The sequence below is a fragment of the Pseudorhodoplanes sp. genome (assembly GCF_050250235.1).
GTDB lineage: Bacteria > Pseudomonadota > Alphaproteobacteria > Rhizobiales > Xanthobacteraceae > Pseudorhodoplanes.
This window is the reverse complement of the sequence record NZ_JBFWPA010000002.1, coordinates 131886-146948: the sequence shown is the minus strand read 5'-3', so window position 1 is coordinate 146948 and position 15063 is coordinate 131886. Positions and strand designations below refer to the sequence as shown.

The 15063-nt window shown below is 62.2% G+C and carries 16 protein-coding genes; 1 reads left to right on the top strand and 15 read right to left on the bottom strand.

The features are described from left to right. Positions 1-69 precede the first annotated feature (69 nt). Positions 70-1059, top strand: coding sequence for a restriction endonuclease (locus AB7F49_RS01905; RefSeq protein WP_428519734.1), 990 nt, complete (start codon positions 70-72; stop codon positions 1057-1059). Between the two features lie 227 nt (positions 1060-1286). Here AB7F49_RS01905 and AB7F49_RS01900 read toward each other — a convergent pair whose 3' ends face one another. The 15 genes from AB7F49_RS01900 to AB7F49_RS01830 form a co-directional block, all read right to left on the bottom strand. Beyond that, entirely contained in the window at positions 1287-2057 is a 771-nt protein-coding gene (locus AB7F49_RS01900) for an HpcH/HpaI aldolase family protein (protein WP_428519732.1), read from the bottom strand. Positions 2058-2064: 7 nt separating this feature from the next. Continuing rightward, positions 2065-2847 (bottom strand): 2-oxo-hept-4-ene-1,7-dioate hydratase, encoded by a 783-nt coding sequence (gene hpaH / locus AB7F49_RS01895; RefSeq protein WP_428519730.1) that lies wholly within the window; start codon positions 2845-2847, stop codon positions 2065-2067. Between the two features lie 42 nt (positions 2848-2889). After that, positions 2890-3618 (bottom strand): class II aldolase/adducin family protein, encoded by a 729-nt coding sequence (locus AB7F49_RS01890; RefSeq protein ID WP_428519728.1) that lies wholly within the window; start codon positions 3616-3618, stop codon positions 2890-2892. Then, positions 3579-4436: a VOC family protein gene (locus AB7F49_RS01885; RefSeq protein WP_428519726.1), complete on the bottom strand. Its 858-nt coding sequence runs from the start codon at positions 4434-4436 to the stop codon at positions 3579-3581. The genes AB7F49_RS01890 and AB7F49_RS01885 overlap by 40 nt, the downstream gene beginning before the upstream one ends. Before the next feature lie 10 nt (positions 4437-4446). Continuing rightward, positions 4447-5331, bottom strand: coding sequence for a VOC family protein (locus tag AB7F49_RS01880; protein ID WP_428519724.1), 885 nt, complete (start codon positions 5329-5331; stop codon positions 4447-4449). A gap of 9 nt (positions 5332-5340) precedes the next feature. Beyond that, the gene (locus tag AB7F49_RS01875; RefSeq protein WP_428519895.1) at positions 5341-6810 is read right to left on the bottom strand and encodes a 2-hydroxymuconic semialdehyde dehydrogenase; all 1470 of its coding nucleotides are present in this window, start codon (positions 6808-6810) and stop codon (positions 5341-5343) included. A gap of 11 nt (positions 6811-6821) precedes the next feature. Next, a complete protein-coding gene (locus AB7F49_RS01870) occupies positions 6822-7784 on the bottom strand; it encodes an MBL fold metallo-hydrolase (RefSeq protein ID WP_428519722.1) in 963 nt (320 codons plus the stop codon). A gap of 41 nt (positions 7785-7825) precedes the next feature. Next, positions 7826-8182: a nuclear transport factor 2 family protein gene (locus AB7F49_RS01865; RefSeq protein WP_428519720.1), complete on the bottom strand. Its 357-nt coding sequence runs from the start codon at positions 8180-8182 to the stop codon at positions 7826-7828. A gap of 10 nt (positions 8183-8192) precedes the next feature. Next, positions 8193-8660 carry an SRPBCC family protein gene (locus AB7F49_RS01860; protein WP_428519718.1) on the bottom strand — a complete coding sequence of 156 codons (468 nt, stop codon included), beginning with the start codon at positions 8658-8660 and terminating at the stop codon, positions 8193-8195. A gap of 83 nt (positions 8661-8743) precedes the next feature. Continuing rightward, positions 8744-9688, bottom strand: coding sequence for an ABC transporter substrate-binding protein (locus AB7F49_RS01855; RefSeq protein ID WP_428519716.1), 945 nt, complete (start codon positions 9686-9688; stop codon positions 8744-8746). A gap of 9 nt (positions 9689-9697) precedes the next feature. Beyond that, positions 9698-11059 (bottom strand): TRAP transporter large permease, encoded by a 1362-nt coding sequence (locus tag AB7F49_RS01850; protein ID WP_428519714.1) that lies wholly within the window; start codon positions 11057-11059, stop codon positions 9698-9700. After that, positions 11059-11631: a TRAP transporter small permease gene (locus AB7F49_RS01845; RefSeq protein ID WP_428519712.1), complete on the bottom strand. Its 573-nt coding sequence runs from the start codon at positions 11629-11631 to the stop codon at positions 11059-11061. The genes AB7F49_RS01850 and AB7F49_RS01845 overlap by 1 nt, the downstream gene beginning before the upstream one ends. A 64-nt stretch (positions 11632-11695) precedes the next feature. Further along, positions 11696-12739, bottom strand: coding sequence for a TRAP transporter substrate-binding protein DctP (gene dctP / locus AB7F49_RS01840; RefSeq protein ID WP_428519710.1), 1044 nt, complete (start codon positions 12737-12739; stop codon positions 11696-11698). A gap of 96 nt (positions 12740-12835) precedes the next feature. Further along, a complete protein-coding gene (locus AB7F49_RS01835) occupies positions 12836-14059 on the bottom strand; it encodes an acyl-CoA dehydrogenase family protein (protein WP_428519708.1) in 1224 nt (407 codons plus the stop codon). A 209-nt stretch (positions 14060-14268) separates the two neighbouring features. After that, positions 14269-15024: a TetR/AcrR family transcriptional regulator gene (locus tag AB7F49_RS01830; protein WP_428519706.1), complete on the bottom strand. Its 756-nt coding sequence runs from the start codon at positions 15022-15024 to the stop codon at positions 14269-14271. Between the last annotated feature and the right edge of the window lie 39 nt (positions 15025-15063).

Here is a 15063-nt window from a genome sequence, read left to right as displayed (position 1 = left end):
CAACATTGCGGCTAAAGCCGCATTTTCTAACTCGCATGGATCGCGCGCTGCTCGACCGGGAGATACTTAATGGCCGACGATCGATCCATTTGGGGCATTCACATGGGTCTCCTACATGAAGACCGTCCTATAAAGGAGGGCTATATAGCTATCGGATGGAAAGCTGTTGGCGACCTGGCTCGGCTTCCGAAAACGAGAGATGCGTTCAAAACGGCCCTCGTTTCTGCTTATCCTGACACCAAAGCTGGCGCAGTCCCAGTGAATGCGGGAATGCTATTTAAATTTGCCGTCGAGATGAAGGTGGGCGACCTGGTTGTCTATCCATCCAAGCCGGATCGGATGGTCAACATAGGGCGAATTGAAAGTGATTACTTCTATAATGACGACGGTGGCGGTGGGCCAAATCAGCGTCGCGTAACTTGGCTAAAAAGTATGCCAAGAACCACATTTTCTCAAGACGCGTTACACGAGATCGGATCGGCAGTCACCCTTTTTCAGATCAAAAACCACCCTGAGGAATTCACAGCTGCATTGGAAGGAACACCTATCGCCGCGGCTGATGTTGACGAGGAGCAGAAAACTTCTGCCTCTGAGAATATTGAAGACTCAACTGTCGATTTTGTTCTCAAGCAACTAAAGACGAAGATTAACAGCTATCAATTTGAGCAATTCGTTGCCCATTTGATTGAATGTATGGGATATCATGCTCGCGTCACTCCTGCGTCGGGAGATGGCGGAGTCGACATCATCGCTCACAAGGACGAACTTGGATTTGAGCCGCCCATCATCAAAGTTCAGTGCAAGCAAGTTCTCAGCAATATTGGTCAGCCCGAAGTAGCGCAACTCTACGGCCATGTTGAAAGTCGCGAACATGGATTATTCGTTAGTCTGGGGGGCTATACGCCTCAGGCGCGCCAATTTGAGCGGAGCAAACACAATCTAAGGCTCGTTACAGGGGAAGAACTCGTCGAACTGATATTTAATCACTACGAGAATTTCGATCCCCGCTATCAATCATTGCTTCCGATGAAGCGAGTATACATTCCCGGTATCGTTTGAATCGGGCATTTCGGACGCGGCCTGTAACTCAAGCGATATGTCGTCGTGAGCATCGACGATCGCTGCACAAAAAGACGGAAGCTCCATGCGTCGATTTCAACGGAAATAGCGCTGGGTGCAACCGCCTTGAAGGCGTTTCAACATTCGCTCGCACCGCGAAAAGCGGATTCCTGAGCCAAGCACTGGATCTCCACTGCGTGGATTAACGAAGCTTGGCGGGGCCTAAATCAGCCCTTCTGCTTCATCCGTGCCGCAAGTTCATCCGCGGCGCGGGCCAGCAGTACGGTATCGACTCCGGCTGCGACGAAGGTGTAGCCCCAGTCGATATAGCGCTTCGAGTCCTCGACGCTGCCGGCAAGAATTCCGGCGGCCTTGCCGGCCTTGCGCAGCTTGTTGCCGGCCTTCTCGATTTCGGCCTGGATCACCGGCGACAGCGGCTGGCCAATCAGGCCGAACGAGGCAGACAGGTCGGAGGGACCGATGAATACGCCATCCACGCCGTCCACCGCCGCGATTGCATCGATCTCCGCCAGCGCCTCGCGGGTCTCGACCTGCACCAGCACCGCGACCTCGGCATCGGCCTTCTTCAGGTAATCCTTCACCCGGCCGTAGCGGCTTGCGCGCCCCGATCCGGTGACGCCGCGGATACCAGCGGGCGCATAGCGCGCGGCAGCGACCGCCTTCCTGGCTTCCTCGGCATTCTGCACATAGGGCACGAGAATCGTCTGCGCGCCGACATCGAGCACGCGCTTGATCAGCACCGAATCGTTCCAGGCGACGCGCACGACCGGCGACGCCGAACCGCCCTGGACGGCCTGAAGGTGCCGCAGGATATCAGGCACCTCGTTCGGCGAATGCTCGGTGTCGAGCAGCAGCCAGTCGAAGCCGCTGTCCGACACGATCTCGGCGGCGACGTGGTTCGCCAACGTGCACCACAGGCCGATCTGCACATCACGACGCAGAAGACCCTGCTTGAAACGGTTGACCGGAAAATCCATCGGGGGGTCAGACGAACTGCACGGCCACGCTGCCGAGCGGGCCGAAATCGGCATGCAGCGTGTCGCCGGGATTGGCCCAGACCGGTCGCGTGAACGAGCCGGACAGCATCAGGTGACCGGGTTCCAGCACGGTACCGAAAACGCCGACCTTGTTGGCAAGCCAGGCGATCGCCATTGCCGGGTGGCCGAGCACGCCTGCGGCAATGCCGGTCTCTTCGATCTCCGAGTTGCGATAGAACACAGCGCCGACCCAGCGCAGGTCGACGTCATTCGGACGTACCGGACGGCCGCCAAGCACAATGCCGGCGGCGGCGCCGTTGTCGGACACGGTGTCGAAAATCTTGCGCGGATTCTGCACCCGTGCGTCGATGATCTCGATCGAGGGAACGACATATTCGGTCGCACGAAGCACGTCGACAAGCCCGACACCGGGGCCCTTCAGCGGCTCCTTCAGAATGAAGGTCAACTCCGGCTCGACGCGCGGCACGCAATAGTCTGAATGCTTCACCTTGGCACCGTCGGCGACCAGCATGGAATCCAGCAGATGACCGTAATCCGGCTCATCGATCTGCGAGGATTGCTGCATCGCCTTGGAGGTCAGGCCGATCTTGTGGCCGATCAGCTTGGCGCCCTTCTCGATCTTTCGCTGGGTGACGCCGCTGGAAATCGCGTAGGCATCCTCGATGGTGATATTTGGCCAGGTGACCGAGAGCTGCGTTGCCTGTTTCTTGGTCGCCTCGGCGGCGAGCAGGATGTCGACCGCCTTGGCGCGGTCCTGATCTGAAAGCATGATTGAAGTCCGTACGCTGGATTGCGGAGATTCGGATTGCGGTTATGGCGCGGGCTGCAGTTCGATGTCGCCGGCCGTCAGATAGTCCCACATCCGCTCGCGGATGCGGCCGTCCCAGGTCGCGCGGGCTCTCGCCTCGGCTTCCGTGAAAACGGGGGCGGACTCTGCGCATCCGGATGCGAGCGCGTCAAGTTCGATACGGGCCGCGTCTTCCAGATACCAGGTCAGCACCACCGCTTCTTCGAGGGAAGAGCCGGCGGTCACCACGCCGTTGCCGCGCATCAGGATGCCTCGCCCCTCTCCGAGCATCGCGGCGAGCGCTTCCGCCTGCTGGTCGGTGCGCAGCAGCTGCGGATCGTTCCAGAGCGCGGGCGCGGGATGGAAATAGCTGCCGAAGCCGTGACGCGGCTGCGGCACGCGGCCCATCGCCGCAAGGCTCATCGCCTTCGGCGGCATCGAGCGGACGATGCCACCGACATCGGGACGCCGCCGGTAAATCTCACGGTGGATACGGACCTCGCCGAGCACGCCATCCGGCAGAGCCCCGTCGAGCGGCACGACGGCACAGGCATCGCCCGGCTTCACCAGCCCCATCGGGACAGGCGGACAGACGAGGAAACGCTCGGCATCGATGCGCGCGCTGCAATGGCCATAGGCATGCGCAAGGCCGCCGCGCGCCACCGCACGGGCGGCGACACGTACCAGCCGGACGAGGTCGGGGCCGGCGGGGCTCAGTTGCGAAACTCTTTGATCTGCGGCTTCGCGCCCCATTCGCAAAACCCTTTCGGATCGAACGGGAACTGGCGCTCGCGATACAGCAATTCGTCGGCGATCTCGCGCACGCCGGACGAATATTCGAACACCATGCCATCCGGGCCTTCGAAATACAGGAAGCGCGCCGAGGAGGTCGGATGCCGTCCGGGACCGAACACCATCGGGACCTGACGATCAGACAGGAAGTTGTACGAGCGCATCACGTCGTCGCCGCTTTCGACCTGATGGTTGATATGCTGGATGCCGGCGCGGTTGGTCGGAAACAGCGCGATGGTGTGGTGGATTTCGTCGATGCGCAGCAGCGCGGCGTCACCGATCCGGTCGGAGACGCGGGCGTTGCAGACGCTGGTCCAGAACGCTTCGTCGCGCGCCGCGTCGGTGGTGCACAGCCCGACATGGCTGAAGCCGGTGATGCCGGCGTCGCGCTCGCCGTGATAGCGGCGGTTGCTGAAGGCCGGGCGCCAGACCAGCTCGATCCGGTTGCCGGTCGGATCGTTGAAGGCAATGAAGCGCCGCACTCGCCGCAGGTCCGCTTCCTTGTCCGTGCCGACATGAACCGGGTGACCGAGCTTGTCGAGTTCGGCGGCTGCCAGTTCCAGATCCGCACTTTCCGCCACCTCGAACGCGACCGTCTGATCGGCCGGTGAGCCCGCAACATAGCACAGGGTGTGCTCACGCTGGTCGGATTTGAGATAGACACTGTCCTTCGACTGATAGGTGATTTCCAGACCGAGAATGTCGCGGGCAAATGTCGTGGCTCCGTCGAGATCGGCGGTGCCAAGACGCACGTAGGAAATGTCCTGCAGATTGATCATCGCAGTCTCCTCAGGCGGATGCAGCGCGGCGCGCATCGCGGCCGTCCGCGGACCCGCCGAATTCAGGGATACGGCATTCGCTGCCCCAGGAACACAGGCCCTCGGCTCCGGCCGGATATTGCCGCGGCCTGCGCTCGGGATCGCGGGACGCACCCTCGGCGACGAATCCGAACATCACGTCGGTCGGGCCGGCGAGCGTCAGGAAAAGCTGGTCGGATGCGGGACGGCGTCCGGGACCATGCAGAATTCCGATCTGAAGATTTTGCGCGACATAGTGATTGCGCATCAGAAGGTTCACATTCTCGACGCCGTATTCGACCGCGAGTATGCCTGCGCGCGTCGCCGGAAACAACGCCACGCGATGATGCGCGCCATCGAAAGCGAGATACGCGGCGTCGCCGGCATAATCCGTGACGGTCGTTCCCAGCGCGCCGCGCCAGATCGACAGGTCGCGCTCCACGTCGGTCGAGCGGAGCATCACATCCTGTAGTCCGGTCACGCCCGCGTCGCGGCTCGGGAAATAGCGCCAGCCGGAATTCAGCGGACGCACCACCAGCTCGATCCGGTTGCCGCTGAAATCGCGGAACCACAGCATGGTGCGGCATTTGCGCTGCGCGCATTCCTCCGGCGTTCCGCTCTCTGCAACCACGCCGAGTTTGCGCAGGCTGAAGCGCGCGGCGTCGAGATCGGTCGGGTAGCGCACTTCAAGACCGATCGCCTGCTCGGCCCGGGCCTCCTTGACAAGGACCAGAGTGTGGTCTCGGAAGTCCGAGCGGAAGGTTGCGATCGTTTCGGTTCGGTCGATCGGTTCGAGGCCGAGCACGTCCATCGCATAACGCGCCGCGACAGCCAGGTCGTCCACCGGTAGCCTCACATAGCGCAATTGCTCAAGCATCGGACGCCCTCAATCCACGCGGACGCATACATTCTTCAACTCGGTGTAGAATTCAAGGCTGTGCAGCCCTCCTTCCCGCCCGATGCCGGACTGCTTGGAGCCGCCGAAAGCCACCCGGAGGTCGCGCAGGAACCAGCTATTCACCCACACGGTGCCGGCTTCCAGCAGCCGCGAAACGCGGTGGGCACGAGCGAGATTCGTGGTCCACACCATCGCGCACAGCCCATAGGCGGTATCGTTCGCAAATGCGAGAGCCTCGTCCTCACTGTCGAATGGACGGATATGGACGCAGGGCCCAAAAATCTCCTCGCGGACCACGCTTGAGTCTTCCGGCAAGCCGGTCCAGATCGTGGGCTCGATCCATGCGCCGCCGGAGAATGCTGTCGGCATCTCCAGAACACCGCCACCTGTCTGCACCTGCGCGCCGGCACGCCTGGCGGCCTCGTAATAGCCCGCGACCTTCTGGCGGTGCTCCAGACTGATGAGCGGACCGAAACTCGTCGTCTTGTCGTTCGGATCGCCGGGGCGGAGCGCCTCGGCCTTCGCCTTCAGTGCGGCGACGAAACGCTCGAACACCGGCCGCTCGACATAGAGCCGCTCGGTCTGGAGGCAGATTTGTCCCGCGTTCAGGAACACTGCCCGCGCGGTCTGTTCGGCGGCGACATCGAGATTGCTGTCGGCGAAAACGATGCCGGCATTCTTGCCGCCAAGCTCGAACGATACCGGTCGGACGCCGTCGGCCGCCGCCTTCATGATCGCAGCACCCGTGCGGGTCTCGCCGGTGAACGTGATGGCGTCAACGCCGGGATGGCGCGTCAGCGCTTCGCCGGCCGATCCCGGTCCGCGGCCATGCACGACGTTATAGACGCCGTCCGGAATGCCCGCTTTGGCCATGACCTCGCCGAGCAGCGCCGCGGTTGCGGGCGTCTCCTCCGAGGGCTTCACCACCACGGTGTTGCCGCAGGCGAGCGCCGGCGCGACCTTCCAGGTCATCAGCAGCAGTGGAAGATTCCACGGACAGACCACCGCGATGACGCCCTTCGGCTCGCGCAGGGTGTAGTTGATCGCGTCGCCGCCATCCGGCGTCTTCATCGTGAAGAACTCGGTACCGTGGCTTTGCATCACATTGGCGAAGGCGCGGAAATTCGCCGCGCCGCGCGGGATGTCGAGATGGCTTGCCATCGTCACGGGCTTACCGGTATCGGCGATCTCGGCAGCAAGGAAATCTGCAAAACGCGCCTCGATGCCATCGGCGATGCGATGCAGCGCGGCCGCACGTTCGGCAGGCGAGAGCTTGCCCCATGGTCCCTTCAGCGCGCGCCGCGCCGCCGCCACCGCGTGGTCGACATCGGCCGGGGTCGCCTCCTCGACCAGCGCATGCACCGCGCCGGTCGCAGGGTTCACGTCGTCCATGATTTGACGGGCGCCGCCCGGGAGATACGCGCCATCGACGAAATTCGAGATGCGGGTATGGATCATCAGTGCCACACTCAGTTCGACGCGTGCTTCGGCGGGATGACTTTGACGGTGTCACCGATCTCGAAGACCATCAGATCCTCCCCGGAAACAAGTGGACCCTGATAGGTCTTCCTCGTCTCGGCCATCATGTCGTCGACCGTGGGCGCAGGCACCGGCGCGCCGAAGGCAGGGCCGCCGAAGAACACCAGATGCGTGTAGGCCGCGAGCTTTGGCCTGGTCCTGGCGAAGACCTCGCCGCATTGCTCTGGTGAGGTATGCAGGTCGAAGATCGATTTAAGCGCCGGTCGTGCCTGCAGAAGCTTCGGGCTTGCCACCAGAACCTCGTGCAGCAGCAGATCGACACCCGTGCCGTGCTTGATGACGTTTTCGTCATAGCGGGTATCGCCCGAGATCAGGACCGACCGCCCGTTGTAGTCGACGCGATATCCCACCGAGGGCTTGGTCGGCCCGTGATCGACGGTGAAGGCGGTCACCCTGACACCGTTGCGATCATATACAACGCCGTCCTGTTTGAACTCATGTCCTGCAATTCCGGCGTGCGGCTCGGTGGAACGCGCCTTCACGTCGGCGTCATAGGCCTTCGCCAGTTCGAAAATGAACTGCGCGTTGCCGGCGGGGCCGTAGACGTCCAGCACCTTGGTGCGGCTCCCCCAGGCGAGGCGAAGCCGGCCGGTCAGCCAGAGATCGGGCAGGCCTACGATGTGATCGGAGTGAAAATGGGTGAGGAAAACCGCGGTGAGATCGCTCGCCTTGGTGTTGGCCTGGTAGAGCCGCTCGACTACGCCACGTCCGGCGTCGAACAGCAGCGTTTCCTCCCCGGCGCGCACCAGCGTCATCGCGCCGGCGCGGCCTTGAGGCATTTTCCCGCCGAAACTCCCCGGCTCAACGATGGGCGAGCCGGTGCCGAGCAAGGTGACGGTGATGTCTGGGGCGGCGTCGCTCTGAGCCTGCGCCGCCGGGAGAGGAATCGCCATCCACGCGATCGTGACGATGGTGGCGATTCTGCATGCCTGGATCATGCGAACACCGGCGCGATATCGAAATAGATGCGCAGCGACTTCACGAGATCGCCATTTCGCTCAAGCACGGTGACGACGGGGATCGTCACCTGCCGGCCATCCTTGCGAAGATAGTCGACATTGGTCTCCAGGAAGGTGCGATCCGCCGTGTCGGCGACGTTGATGACGTTGTGCTTGATGCCGTCGATCGCGGAGAAAAGCTGGCCAATGCCCTGCTTCACCTGCTCGCGGCCCTTCATCGCCGGGTTGTTGCCGACGACGACCTCGACATCCGGCGTCAGGCCCGCCACGAAGTCGTCCAGACGCATTGCGTCGATATGCGTGTAGAGATTGGAGAACCAGTGCTGCTGCATTCGCCCCTCCTCAGGCTGCATAGGCCGGGTCGGCCACCATTTTCCGGATGGCGCCGAGGGTGGCGTCGACGGCCTTGACGTAATCGCGCTCCATGATGGCGCGGAACTCGCGCTCTTCCGCGCTGTCGGACGGCGCATCGACAAGCTGCAGCGCGAAAGAAAAGCGCAAACGCAAGTCGCTGTCGTCGCCGAGGATCTCGTTGACGATGAAACCGTCGACATTGCCGGATTCGCGCACGAAGACGACCTTGTCCTCGGGATAGAGCGTGATGCGCTCGCGCGCATCCTCGCCCCGGAACACGATGTCGCGCACCAGTCCGTTCTCCGAGCGCGAGACCACATCGCATTTCGCCATGCCGGGGACGAATGGGAGCGCGTTCTCGGCCTTCATCACCAGACCGCGCCAGATTTCGCTCCGGCTCAACTTTGGCTGCCCGGCAACATCGTTCGCGGCCACCTCTTTCGAAACATAGATCATGTTGACTCCTGTCGGTTGCTCCAGTTGGGAAAGCGGGTCACGGCCACTTTCAGGCCGGCGTGTTCGCGTCTGTGCGCTTTTCTTCACGCCGAATTCGATATCTCCGGGTCGATCGCGATTCCGTTGCGGCGAAAGAATGCGCATGCGGCGGGATGAAAAAGCTCCGCCGTGGCGGACGGCCAGTCAGCCATGTCGCCGAGCGAGGGGTATCGGATGCCTCGCATGGAGAGGCGTTCGAGGATTTTGGTTACGACCTCATGCGGAGTAGCGCTCCACACTGCCAGTCCCTGCTTGAATGACAGCAAGGTCACGTCCGGCGCACGCTTCGATCCCGGTTCCGCGACCCGGCTGGCCTGAACGCGCGAAGCGGATACCCTGAAAGGGTTCGCTGCATTGATCCGGGCAATGGTCTGATCGCCGATCTCGATCCAGTGTGCGCCTGCCATCTCGAGCAGTCCCGGGACCGCGGGAGCGATCGTGCCGGGACCGAAGGTCAGAAGATTCCAGGTGGTCGCATCGATCCGGCCGGAAGCCAGGGCGTCCGCAACGGCCGGCGGCGCGATGTCGACCAATTCCACCGCGTCGAGGATGCCCCAGCCGTCGCGCAGCAGCGCTTCAGTCAGCAGGCGAACCGAACTCGGACGCGCGGGCACACCAATTCGCTTGCCGCGCAGGTGTTCCGGAGACCGTATCTGTCCGGAAATCACGAGCACGCCGAAAGCGACATCGTAGAGTGCGGCCGCCATTTTCAGGTCGGCATTGGCGCGATCGTAAGCATGCCAGTCGGGTCCGCTCTGGTGGATCGCGGGCAGGAAATCCACGGTGGTCACGATCGGCAGATGAAGCGGCTTTGCCTCCGGGGCGAGTGCATTGATTGCATTGATCGAGTCCGGGAGAGGCATCGCGACGATCCCGGCGCGGAGCGGACTGCCATTCGCGCAGAGAGCATCCGCCATTTGCGCATTGGCGCGGTGCAGCGGCGTCGTGACCGGCGCCGGAGAATAGATGTCGACTCGTATCTCGTTCATGCTCAAGGCTCAGATCCCGACGAGCGTTCGTGGCAAATAGAGCGCGATTTGCGGAAACAGGACGAGGAGACAGACCATTGCAAGCATGGCGAACCAGAACGGCCAGATGCCGCTGAAAATCCGGCGCATCGGCACATCCGGCACGATCGACTTCACGACGAAGACGTTGATCCCTACCGGCGGCGATATCATGCCCATCTCCAGCAGGATCACCACGATGATGCCGAACCAGACCAGATCCCAGTTGAGCGCAATCGCGATCGGAATCACGACCGGAAGCGTCAGCACCAGCATCGCCATGCTTTCGAGAAACATCCCGAGCACCAGATAGGCGGCGACGATTGCGGCAAGGACGCCGAGTTCGCCAATTGGCAGGCTGGTGAGCAGGGTGATCAGCCGTGTCGGCAATTCGGTGAGCGACATGAAGGGGATAAAAACGAACGCGCCGATCAGGATCATGAAGATTGTAGCGGTCGCGCTCATCGACTGGAGGACGACGATCCTCAGCTTTTCCAGCGTAAGCTTGCGTTTCAGCGCGGCGACCACGAAGGTGAAGAAGGCGCCTGCGGACGAGGCTTCGACCGGCGTGAAATAGCCCGTATACATCCCGCCGATCGTGATCGCGATGACCGTCAGGATGGGAAGCGCATCAACCAGCGATTCGAATTTTGCGCGGGTGGACGAGCGCTCGCCACGCGGTCCGGCGACGGGGTTTCTGACAACCACGATCGCGATGGTCGCGATGAACAGCAAGGTCAGCATGATGCCCGGGATGATCCCGGCCATGAACAGCCTGCCGATGCTCTGATCGGTCAGGATCGCGTAGATGATCATGCCGCCGGACGGCGGGATCAGAAATCCGAGCGTTCCTCCCGCTGCAACCGTGCCGGTCGCGAGCGCGTCGTCGTATTTGTAGGTCTTCATCGCCGGCAGCGCGACCCGCCCCATCGTGACGGCGGACGCAAGCGAGGAGCCGGATAGCGCTGCAAATCCGGCGCAGGCCGCGATGGTTGCCGAAGCCAGTCCGCCCCTGAAATGTCCCATCCACCGATAGGCGGCCTTGAACAGATCGTTCGACATGCCCGACACGCCGGCGATGCTGCCCATCAGCACGAACATCGGAATGACGAGGAGATTGTAGTTCGAGGCGGCCTCGAACGCCTCGCCCGAGATATTCGAGAACGCAATCGTCCAGGCCTTGCTCCATGCCTGGTCGGACGCCATGCCGAGATGCAGGAACTTGCTGGCATTGGCCATCGCCGTGCCGAAGAATCCGATCAGCAGCATGGCAAGCGCAACCGGCAAGCGCAGCATCATCAGCAGGAGCATGAGAACGAGGCCGGCGACCCCGATGAATGTGAGGCCCGGCATCACTCCACGTCTCCCGGAATGCTCAGGCTTTGGACCGCGCCGGTGCGGGCGATCTGCCAGATTTCCAGCATCAGGACGAGGCAGTAAATTCCGGTCGCCACCGACAGCACGTAGTAGAACGGAGCAAACGAGATCAGCAATGTCTGGGACGACTCGCCGAATTGAGCGGCATTGGCGCCGGCATCCATCAGTCGCCAGCTCATGATGGCGAGAATCACAATGCCGAGCGCCTTCATCGCCATCAGCGATATGCGCGCAAATCCCTTCGACATCGCCGATTGCAGCACCTCGATTTCGATATGAGCGCCGGTCCGGGCTCCGAACGGAATCGCAAGAGCGACCAGTACCACCAGCGCCAGCACCAGAATGTCTTCGGCGCCCTTGATCGGCGCGTTCAGCGCCTTGCGCATGATCAGCACGTTGAAGACGCTGAGAAGCGTGAGACAAATCAGTGTGAGACCGCCGCCATATAACGCGACCAGCGTGAGCACCCGGTCCACACGATCGAGAAGCCGGGAGGGCGCCGGAGTGCGCGCGCCCTCGTGGTTGGATGTGTTCGGTGTCGGGTGCATTTGTATGACCGGCTCAAGAACGCGAATGGCGCGGCAGAGGGAATGCCTCGGCCGCGCTCCCCGCCTACTTGTTGATCGCTTCGTAGACCTCCTGGGCATTGGTCCGTCCGCGCGCCGCATAGCCGGCGAAGATCGTCTTCATGCCCTGCGCGATTGCGGCGTCCATCTTGGCGCGCTCCTCGTCGGAGACGACCACCAGCCGGTAGGAGGAGCTGGCCGCCTTTTTCATTTCGGCAAGCGCCTTGGCGTCGGCTTCGTGGAAGCTGGCAGAAGCGACCTTGGTGAATTCCGCCCCCGCGAGCGCGTCGATGATCGCCCGGTGCTCAGGCTTCAGCGAGCGATACCGGTCGCGGTTCATGATGAAATAGACGGTCTGGAACTGCGGCGGGAAGTTATCGATGTAGTATTTGGTGACGTCCTTCCAGTTCCAGGGCGCGAGCATGTTGTTGTGGGCCGCAATGGCTCCGTCGATCGTGCCGGTTGAAAGCCCGGTATAGACATCGGTCACCGGCATCTGCACGGGGACCGCGCCCATGGTTTCGAGCAGCGGCGCCATGGTGGTGGCATAAGGCACGAGCTTCGCGCCCTTCAGGCTTGCGAGTGTCGACAGATCCTTCGTCGCCGAGATGCTCGTGCCGGCGGGAAAGCCGATGCCGAGGAATTTCACCTTGGCGAACTCGGACGCGAAATACTTGTCGTAATTCGCGAGAAAGCGTTGCGCCAGTTCTTTGGAATTGGCCGCCTTCCCGGGCGGAATGGTGAGCATGGTGTTGGGGAAGAGCTCCGGCGTGTAGCTGGCGACACCGATGACAATGTCGGCCACGCCCTCGACCGCGCGCTTGTATTGCTGGACGGGACCGGCGCCGAGCTGCCCGCCGGGATACAGTTTCAGGGTGAGCGTTCCGTTGGAGCGCTTTGCCAGTTCTTCGCCGAACCACTTGAACACGACGGCATTGGTGTGATGTTGCGGTGGGAGAAAGCTGGCGACTGAAAGCTCTTCGGCGGCGGCGGTGGCAGACAACAGCCACCCGCCCGACATCATAGCGGCGCCTAAAGCCGCGCTTCTCACAAGATTTTTTCCGAGATCAAACGGGTGTTTGGTGAACATCTTCGTTTTCTCCTCCCATCAGGTGATGCGGTTGCGACCTCGCGTTGTCGCACCGCCGTGGCAGTGCGACCGAAAAGTCCGCAGTCCGGTCAGCGGCTAGAAAATGCCCTGGGGCTGCAAGCCGAGTTGCTGCGTTCCGTACAGCGCCGACAGCGTGTCCCAATCGATGCTGGCATGCGTGGCGGCGGTGTTGGCATCGCGCCAGAACCGCTGAACTCTGTTCTTCTCGTCGGCCGCCGCGGCGCCGGACTTGTTGAAAATCTCGTTCACCACGTCGGCCGAGGTCCGTCCGGCAAAGCCATGGTTGCGCCGGATGCGCACCCGCAACTCGATGTCGGGCGTTCCGCCGGCGAGCACGATGTCCTGCCCCTCGCGCAGGCTGGTCACCATCAGCGTGCGGGCCGCATCGATATGCGCGGCCGAGCGACCGATCAGGCTCTGGATCAGCGGCTGCTCGGCCACCTTCTCGAACACCCCCGGACGCGCCATGCGCTTGGCGTCGCGCGCGGTCTCGGTGAAGGCATCGAGTGCGCCCTGCGCCATGCCGACGATTGGCGCGACCAGTGCGGTCGGACCGAAGGTCGGATATCCGAAGCGCGCCTGACCGTTATCGGGCACATCCAGTCCGGGCATCTTGCCGGTGAAAATGGCGCCGAGCGGCAGAATGCGATGCTTGGGAACGAAAACCGGCTCGGTGATGTGAACGGTCTTCGAGCCGGTTCCCTGCAATCCGGCGACGTTCCAGCTGTTGTGATCGACCACGACATCCTTCACCGGGACCAGGCACCACGCCACCGTGGGCGGACCTTCCTTGTTCGGGATCGCGGCCGACAGGATGAGCCAGGTGGCGCTGTCGACGCCGCTGGCCCAGGGCCAGCTTCCGGTGATCCGGCTTCCGCCGTCGACGACTTCGACCTTCGGTGTCGGGATATAGGAAACGGCAAGCAGATTGTCGGTGTCGTCCCACACCTCCTGCTGCGCCTCGAGTGGAAAGAACGTGGTCATCCAGCCGAAGCAGACAGCGAGCGTCCCGCACCAGCCGGTCGAGCCGCAGGCCCGGCCAAGCTCGAATCCGACCTGCGCTAGCTCCGCCGGGCCGTATTCATAGCCGCCAAATCGCTTCGGCTGCATCATGCGAAAGACGTTCGCATCGCGCAGCGCATCCATGGTCTCCTGCGGCACGCGCTTGGCCTTTTCCGCGCTGAGCGCCCGCGCGCTGATGTCCGGCGCCAGTTTGCGGATTCTCGTAATGATGTCGTTGAATTCGGGCCGCGCTGCCAGCGTGTGAACCGCGGCGGAGCGTTTCGCTTCCTGCTGCATATCCGCTTCCTCCCTGAAAGCGTAACGTTCGTTACGGTACGGAATACTGCACAGCTTTTGATCTTTGGCAATGACAATTCACTCGCTGCATTGCGAAGAGCGCGCGCGTTCATTCGTTGCAGACGCAACGGATCGGCATCGAGCGATGTATTTCAAAGGGAAAGCGCGCGCGTCGGCGGAAGGCTCGACACAACGTCGCAGCGAAATTTTTATTTTTTCGACGTCTTCGGACGGCGCGATCTGACCCGGCGCGGCGGCCGGGCATGCGTGATACTGCTCGCCGCGCGCATCGAATCTGCATTGACCGCACAGCCGTTCAGGAACACCGAGACGGCGAGTTCAACCGTCTGATTGATGCGCCGCGCCCGATCCTTCTCACCCGCCGCCGACGTCAGCCAGCTCAGGATCTGCTCGCCGATCAGCATATCGTGCAGCAATATGCCGAGCTGGCGCGGGTCCTTGTCCGCCCGGACATGGCCATTCTTCTGCTGCAGCGCGATCCATTCCGAGAAAATCCGGTACACCGTCTCCGGGCCGGTCCGGTAGAACAGACGTCCGGCCTCCGGAAATTCGCGGCCGATCGACGTTACCAGACGATGGAAGGACATGATCTGCGGCGACAGCACCATCGAAACGAAGGAACGCGCCATGCGCGTGGCCTGTTCCTCCAGGGTGCCGACCGGCCGGGTGTCAATGCGGATCGTCACGTCCGAGCATAATTGCTGGACCACCGCCTCGAACAGCTTCGCCTTGCTTCCGAAATTGGAATAGATCGTCTCCTTCGAGCCGCCCACGACCGCGATGATTTCGTTGATCGACACCGAATCGTAGCCGCGCTCCAGGAACAGCTTCGCGGCCGAACGCACGATCGCCTCGCGCTTCTTTGCGGTACTCTTGCGGATACCGGAGGCGGGGCCATTGCTCTCCGTGGCTGCCTGCGCCGCAGATTTTCGGAGCGAGTCCATGCTCCAAGCTATGACATGAATGGCCATTGATGCCAGCAG

Bases quoted from the DNA above. Each gene is read 5' to 3' on its own strand.
- AB7F49_RS01880 (WP_428519724.1), bottom strand. From the start codon at position 5,331: ATGCTTGAGCAATTGCGCTATGTGAGGCTACCGGTGGACGACCTGGCT.
- AB7F49_RS01875 (WP_428519895.1), bottom strand. From the start codon at position 6,810: ATGATCCATACCCGCATCTCGAATTTCGTCGATGGCGCGTATCTCCCG.
- AB7F49_RS01850 (WP_428519714.1), bottom strand. From the start codon at position 11,059: ATGCCGGGCCTCACATTCATCGGGGTCGCCGGCCTCGTTCTCATGCTC.
- AB7F49_RS01830 (WP_428519706.1), bottom strand. From the start codon at position 15,024: ATGGACTCGCTCCGAAAATCTGCGGCGCAGGCAGCCACGGAGAGCAAT.
- AB7F49_RS01845 (WP_428519712.1), bottom strand. From the start codon at position 11,631: ATGCACCCGACACCGAACACATCCAACCACGAGGGCGCGCGCACTCCG.
- AB7F49_RS01890 (WP_428519728.1), bottom strand. From the start codon at position 3,618: ATGGGGCGCGAAGCCGCAGATCAAAGAGTTTCGCAACTGAGCCCCGCC.
- AB7F49_RS01905 (WP_428519734.1), top strand. From the start codon at position 70: ATGGCCGACGATCGATCCATTTGGGGCATTCACATGGGTCTCCTACAT.
- AB7F49_RS01855 (WP_428519716.1), bottom strand. From the start codon at position 9,688: ATGAACGAGATACGAGTCGACATCTATTCTCCGGCGCCGGTCACGACG.
- AB7F49_RS01870 (WP_428519722.1), bottom strand. From the start codon at position 7,784: ATGGCGATTCCTCTCCCGGCGGCGCAGGCTCAGAGCGACGCCGCCCCA.
- AB7F49_RS01885 (WP_428519726.1), bottom strand. From the start codon at position 4,436: ATGATCAATCTGCAGGACATTTCCTACGTGCGTCTTGGCACCGCCGAT.
- AB7F49_RS01835 (WP_428519708.1), bottom strand. From the start codon at position 14,059: ATGCAGCAGGAAGCGAAACGCTCCGCCGCGGTTCACACGCTGGCAGCG.
- dctP (WP_428519710.1), bottom strand. From the start codon at position 12,739: ATGTTCACCAAACACCCGTTTGATCTCGGAAAAAATCTTGTGAGAAGC.
- AB7F49_RS01900 (WP_428519732.1), bottom strand. From the start codon at position 2,057: ATGGATTTTCCGGTCAACCGTTTCAAGCAGGGTCTTCTGCGTCGTGAT.
- AB7F49_RS01865 (WP_428519720.1), bottom strand. From the start codon at position 8,182: ATGCAGCAGCACTGGTTCTCCAATCTCTACACGCATATCGACGCAATG.
- hpaH (WP_428519730.1), bottom strand. From the start codon at position 2,847: ATGCTTTCAGATCAGGACCGCGCCAAGGCGGTCGACATCCTGCTCGCC.
- AB7F49_RS01860 (WP_428519718.1), bottom strand. From the start codon at position 8,660: ATGATCTATGTTTCGAAAGAGGTGGCCGCGAACGATGTTGCCGGGCAG.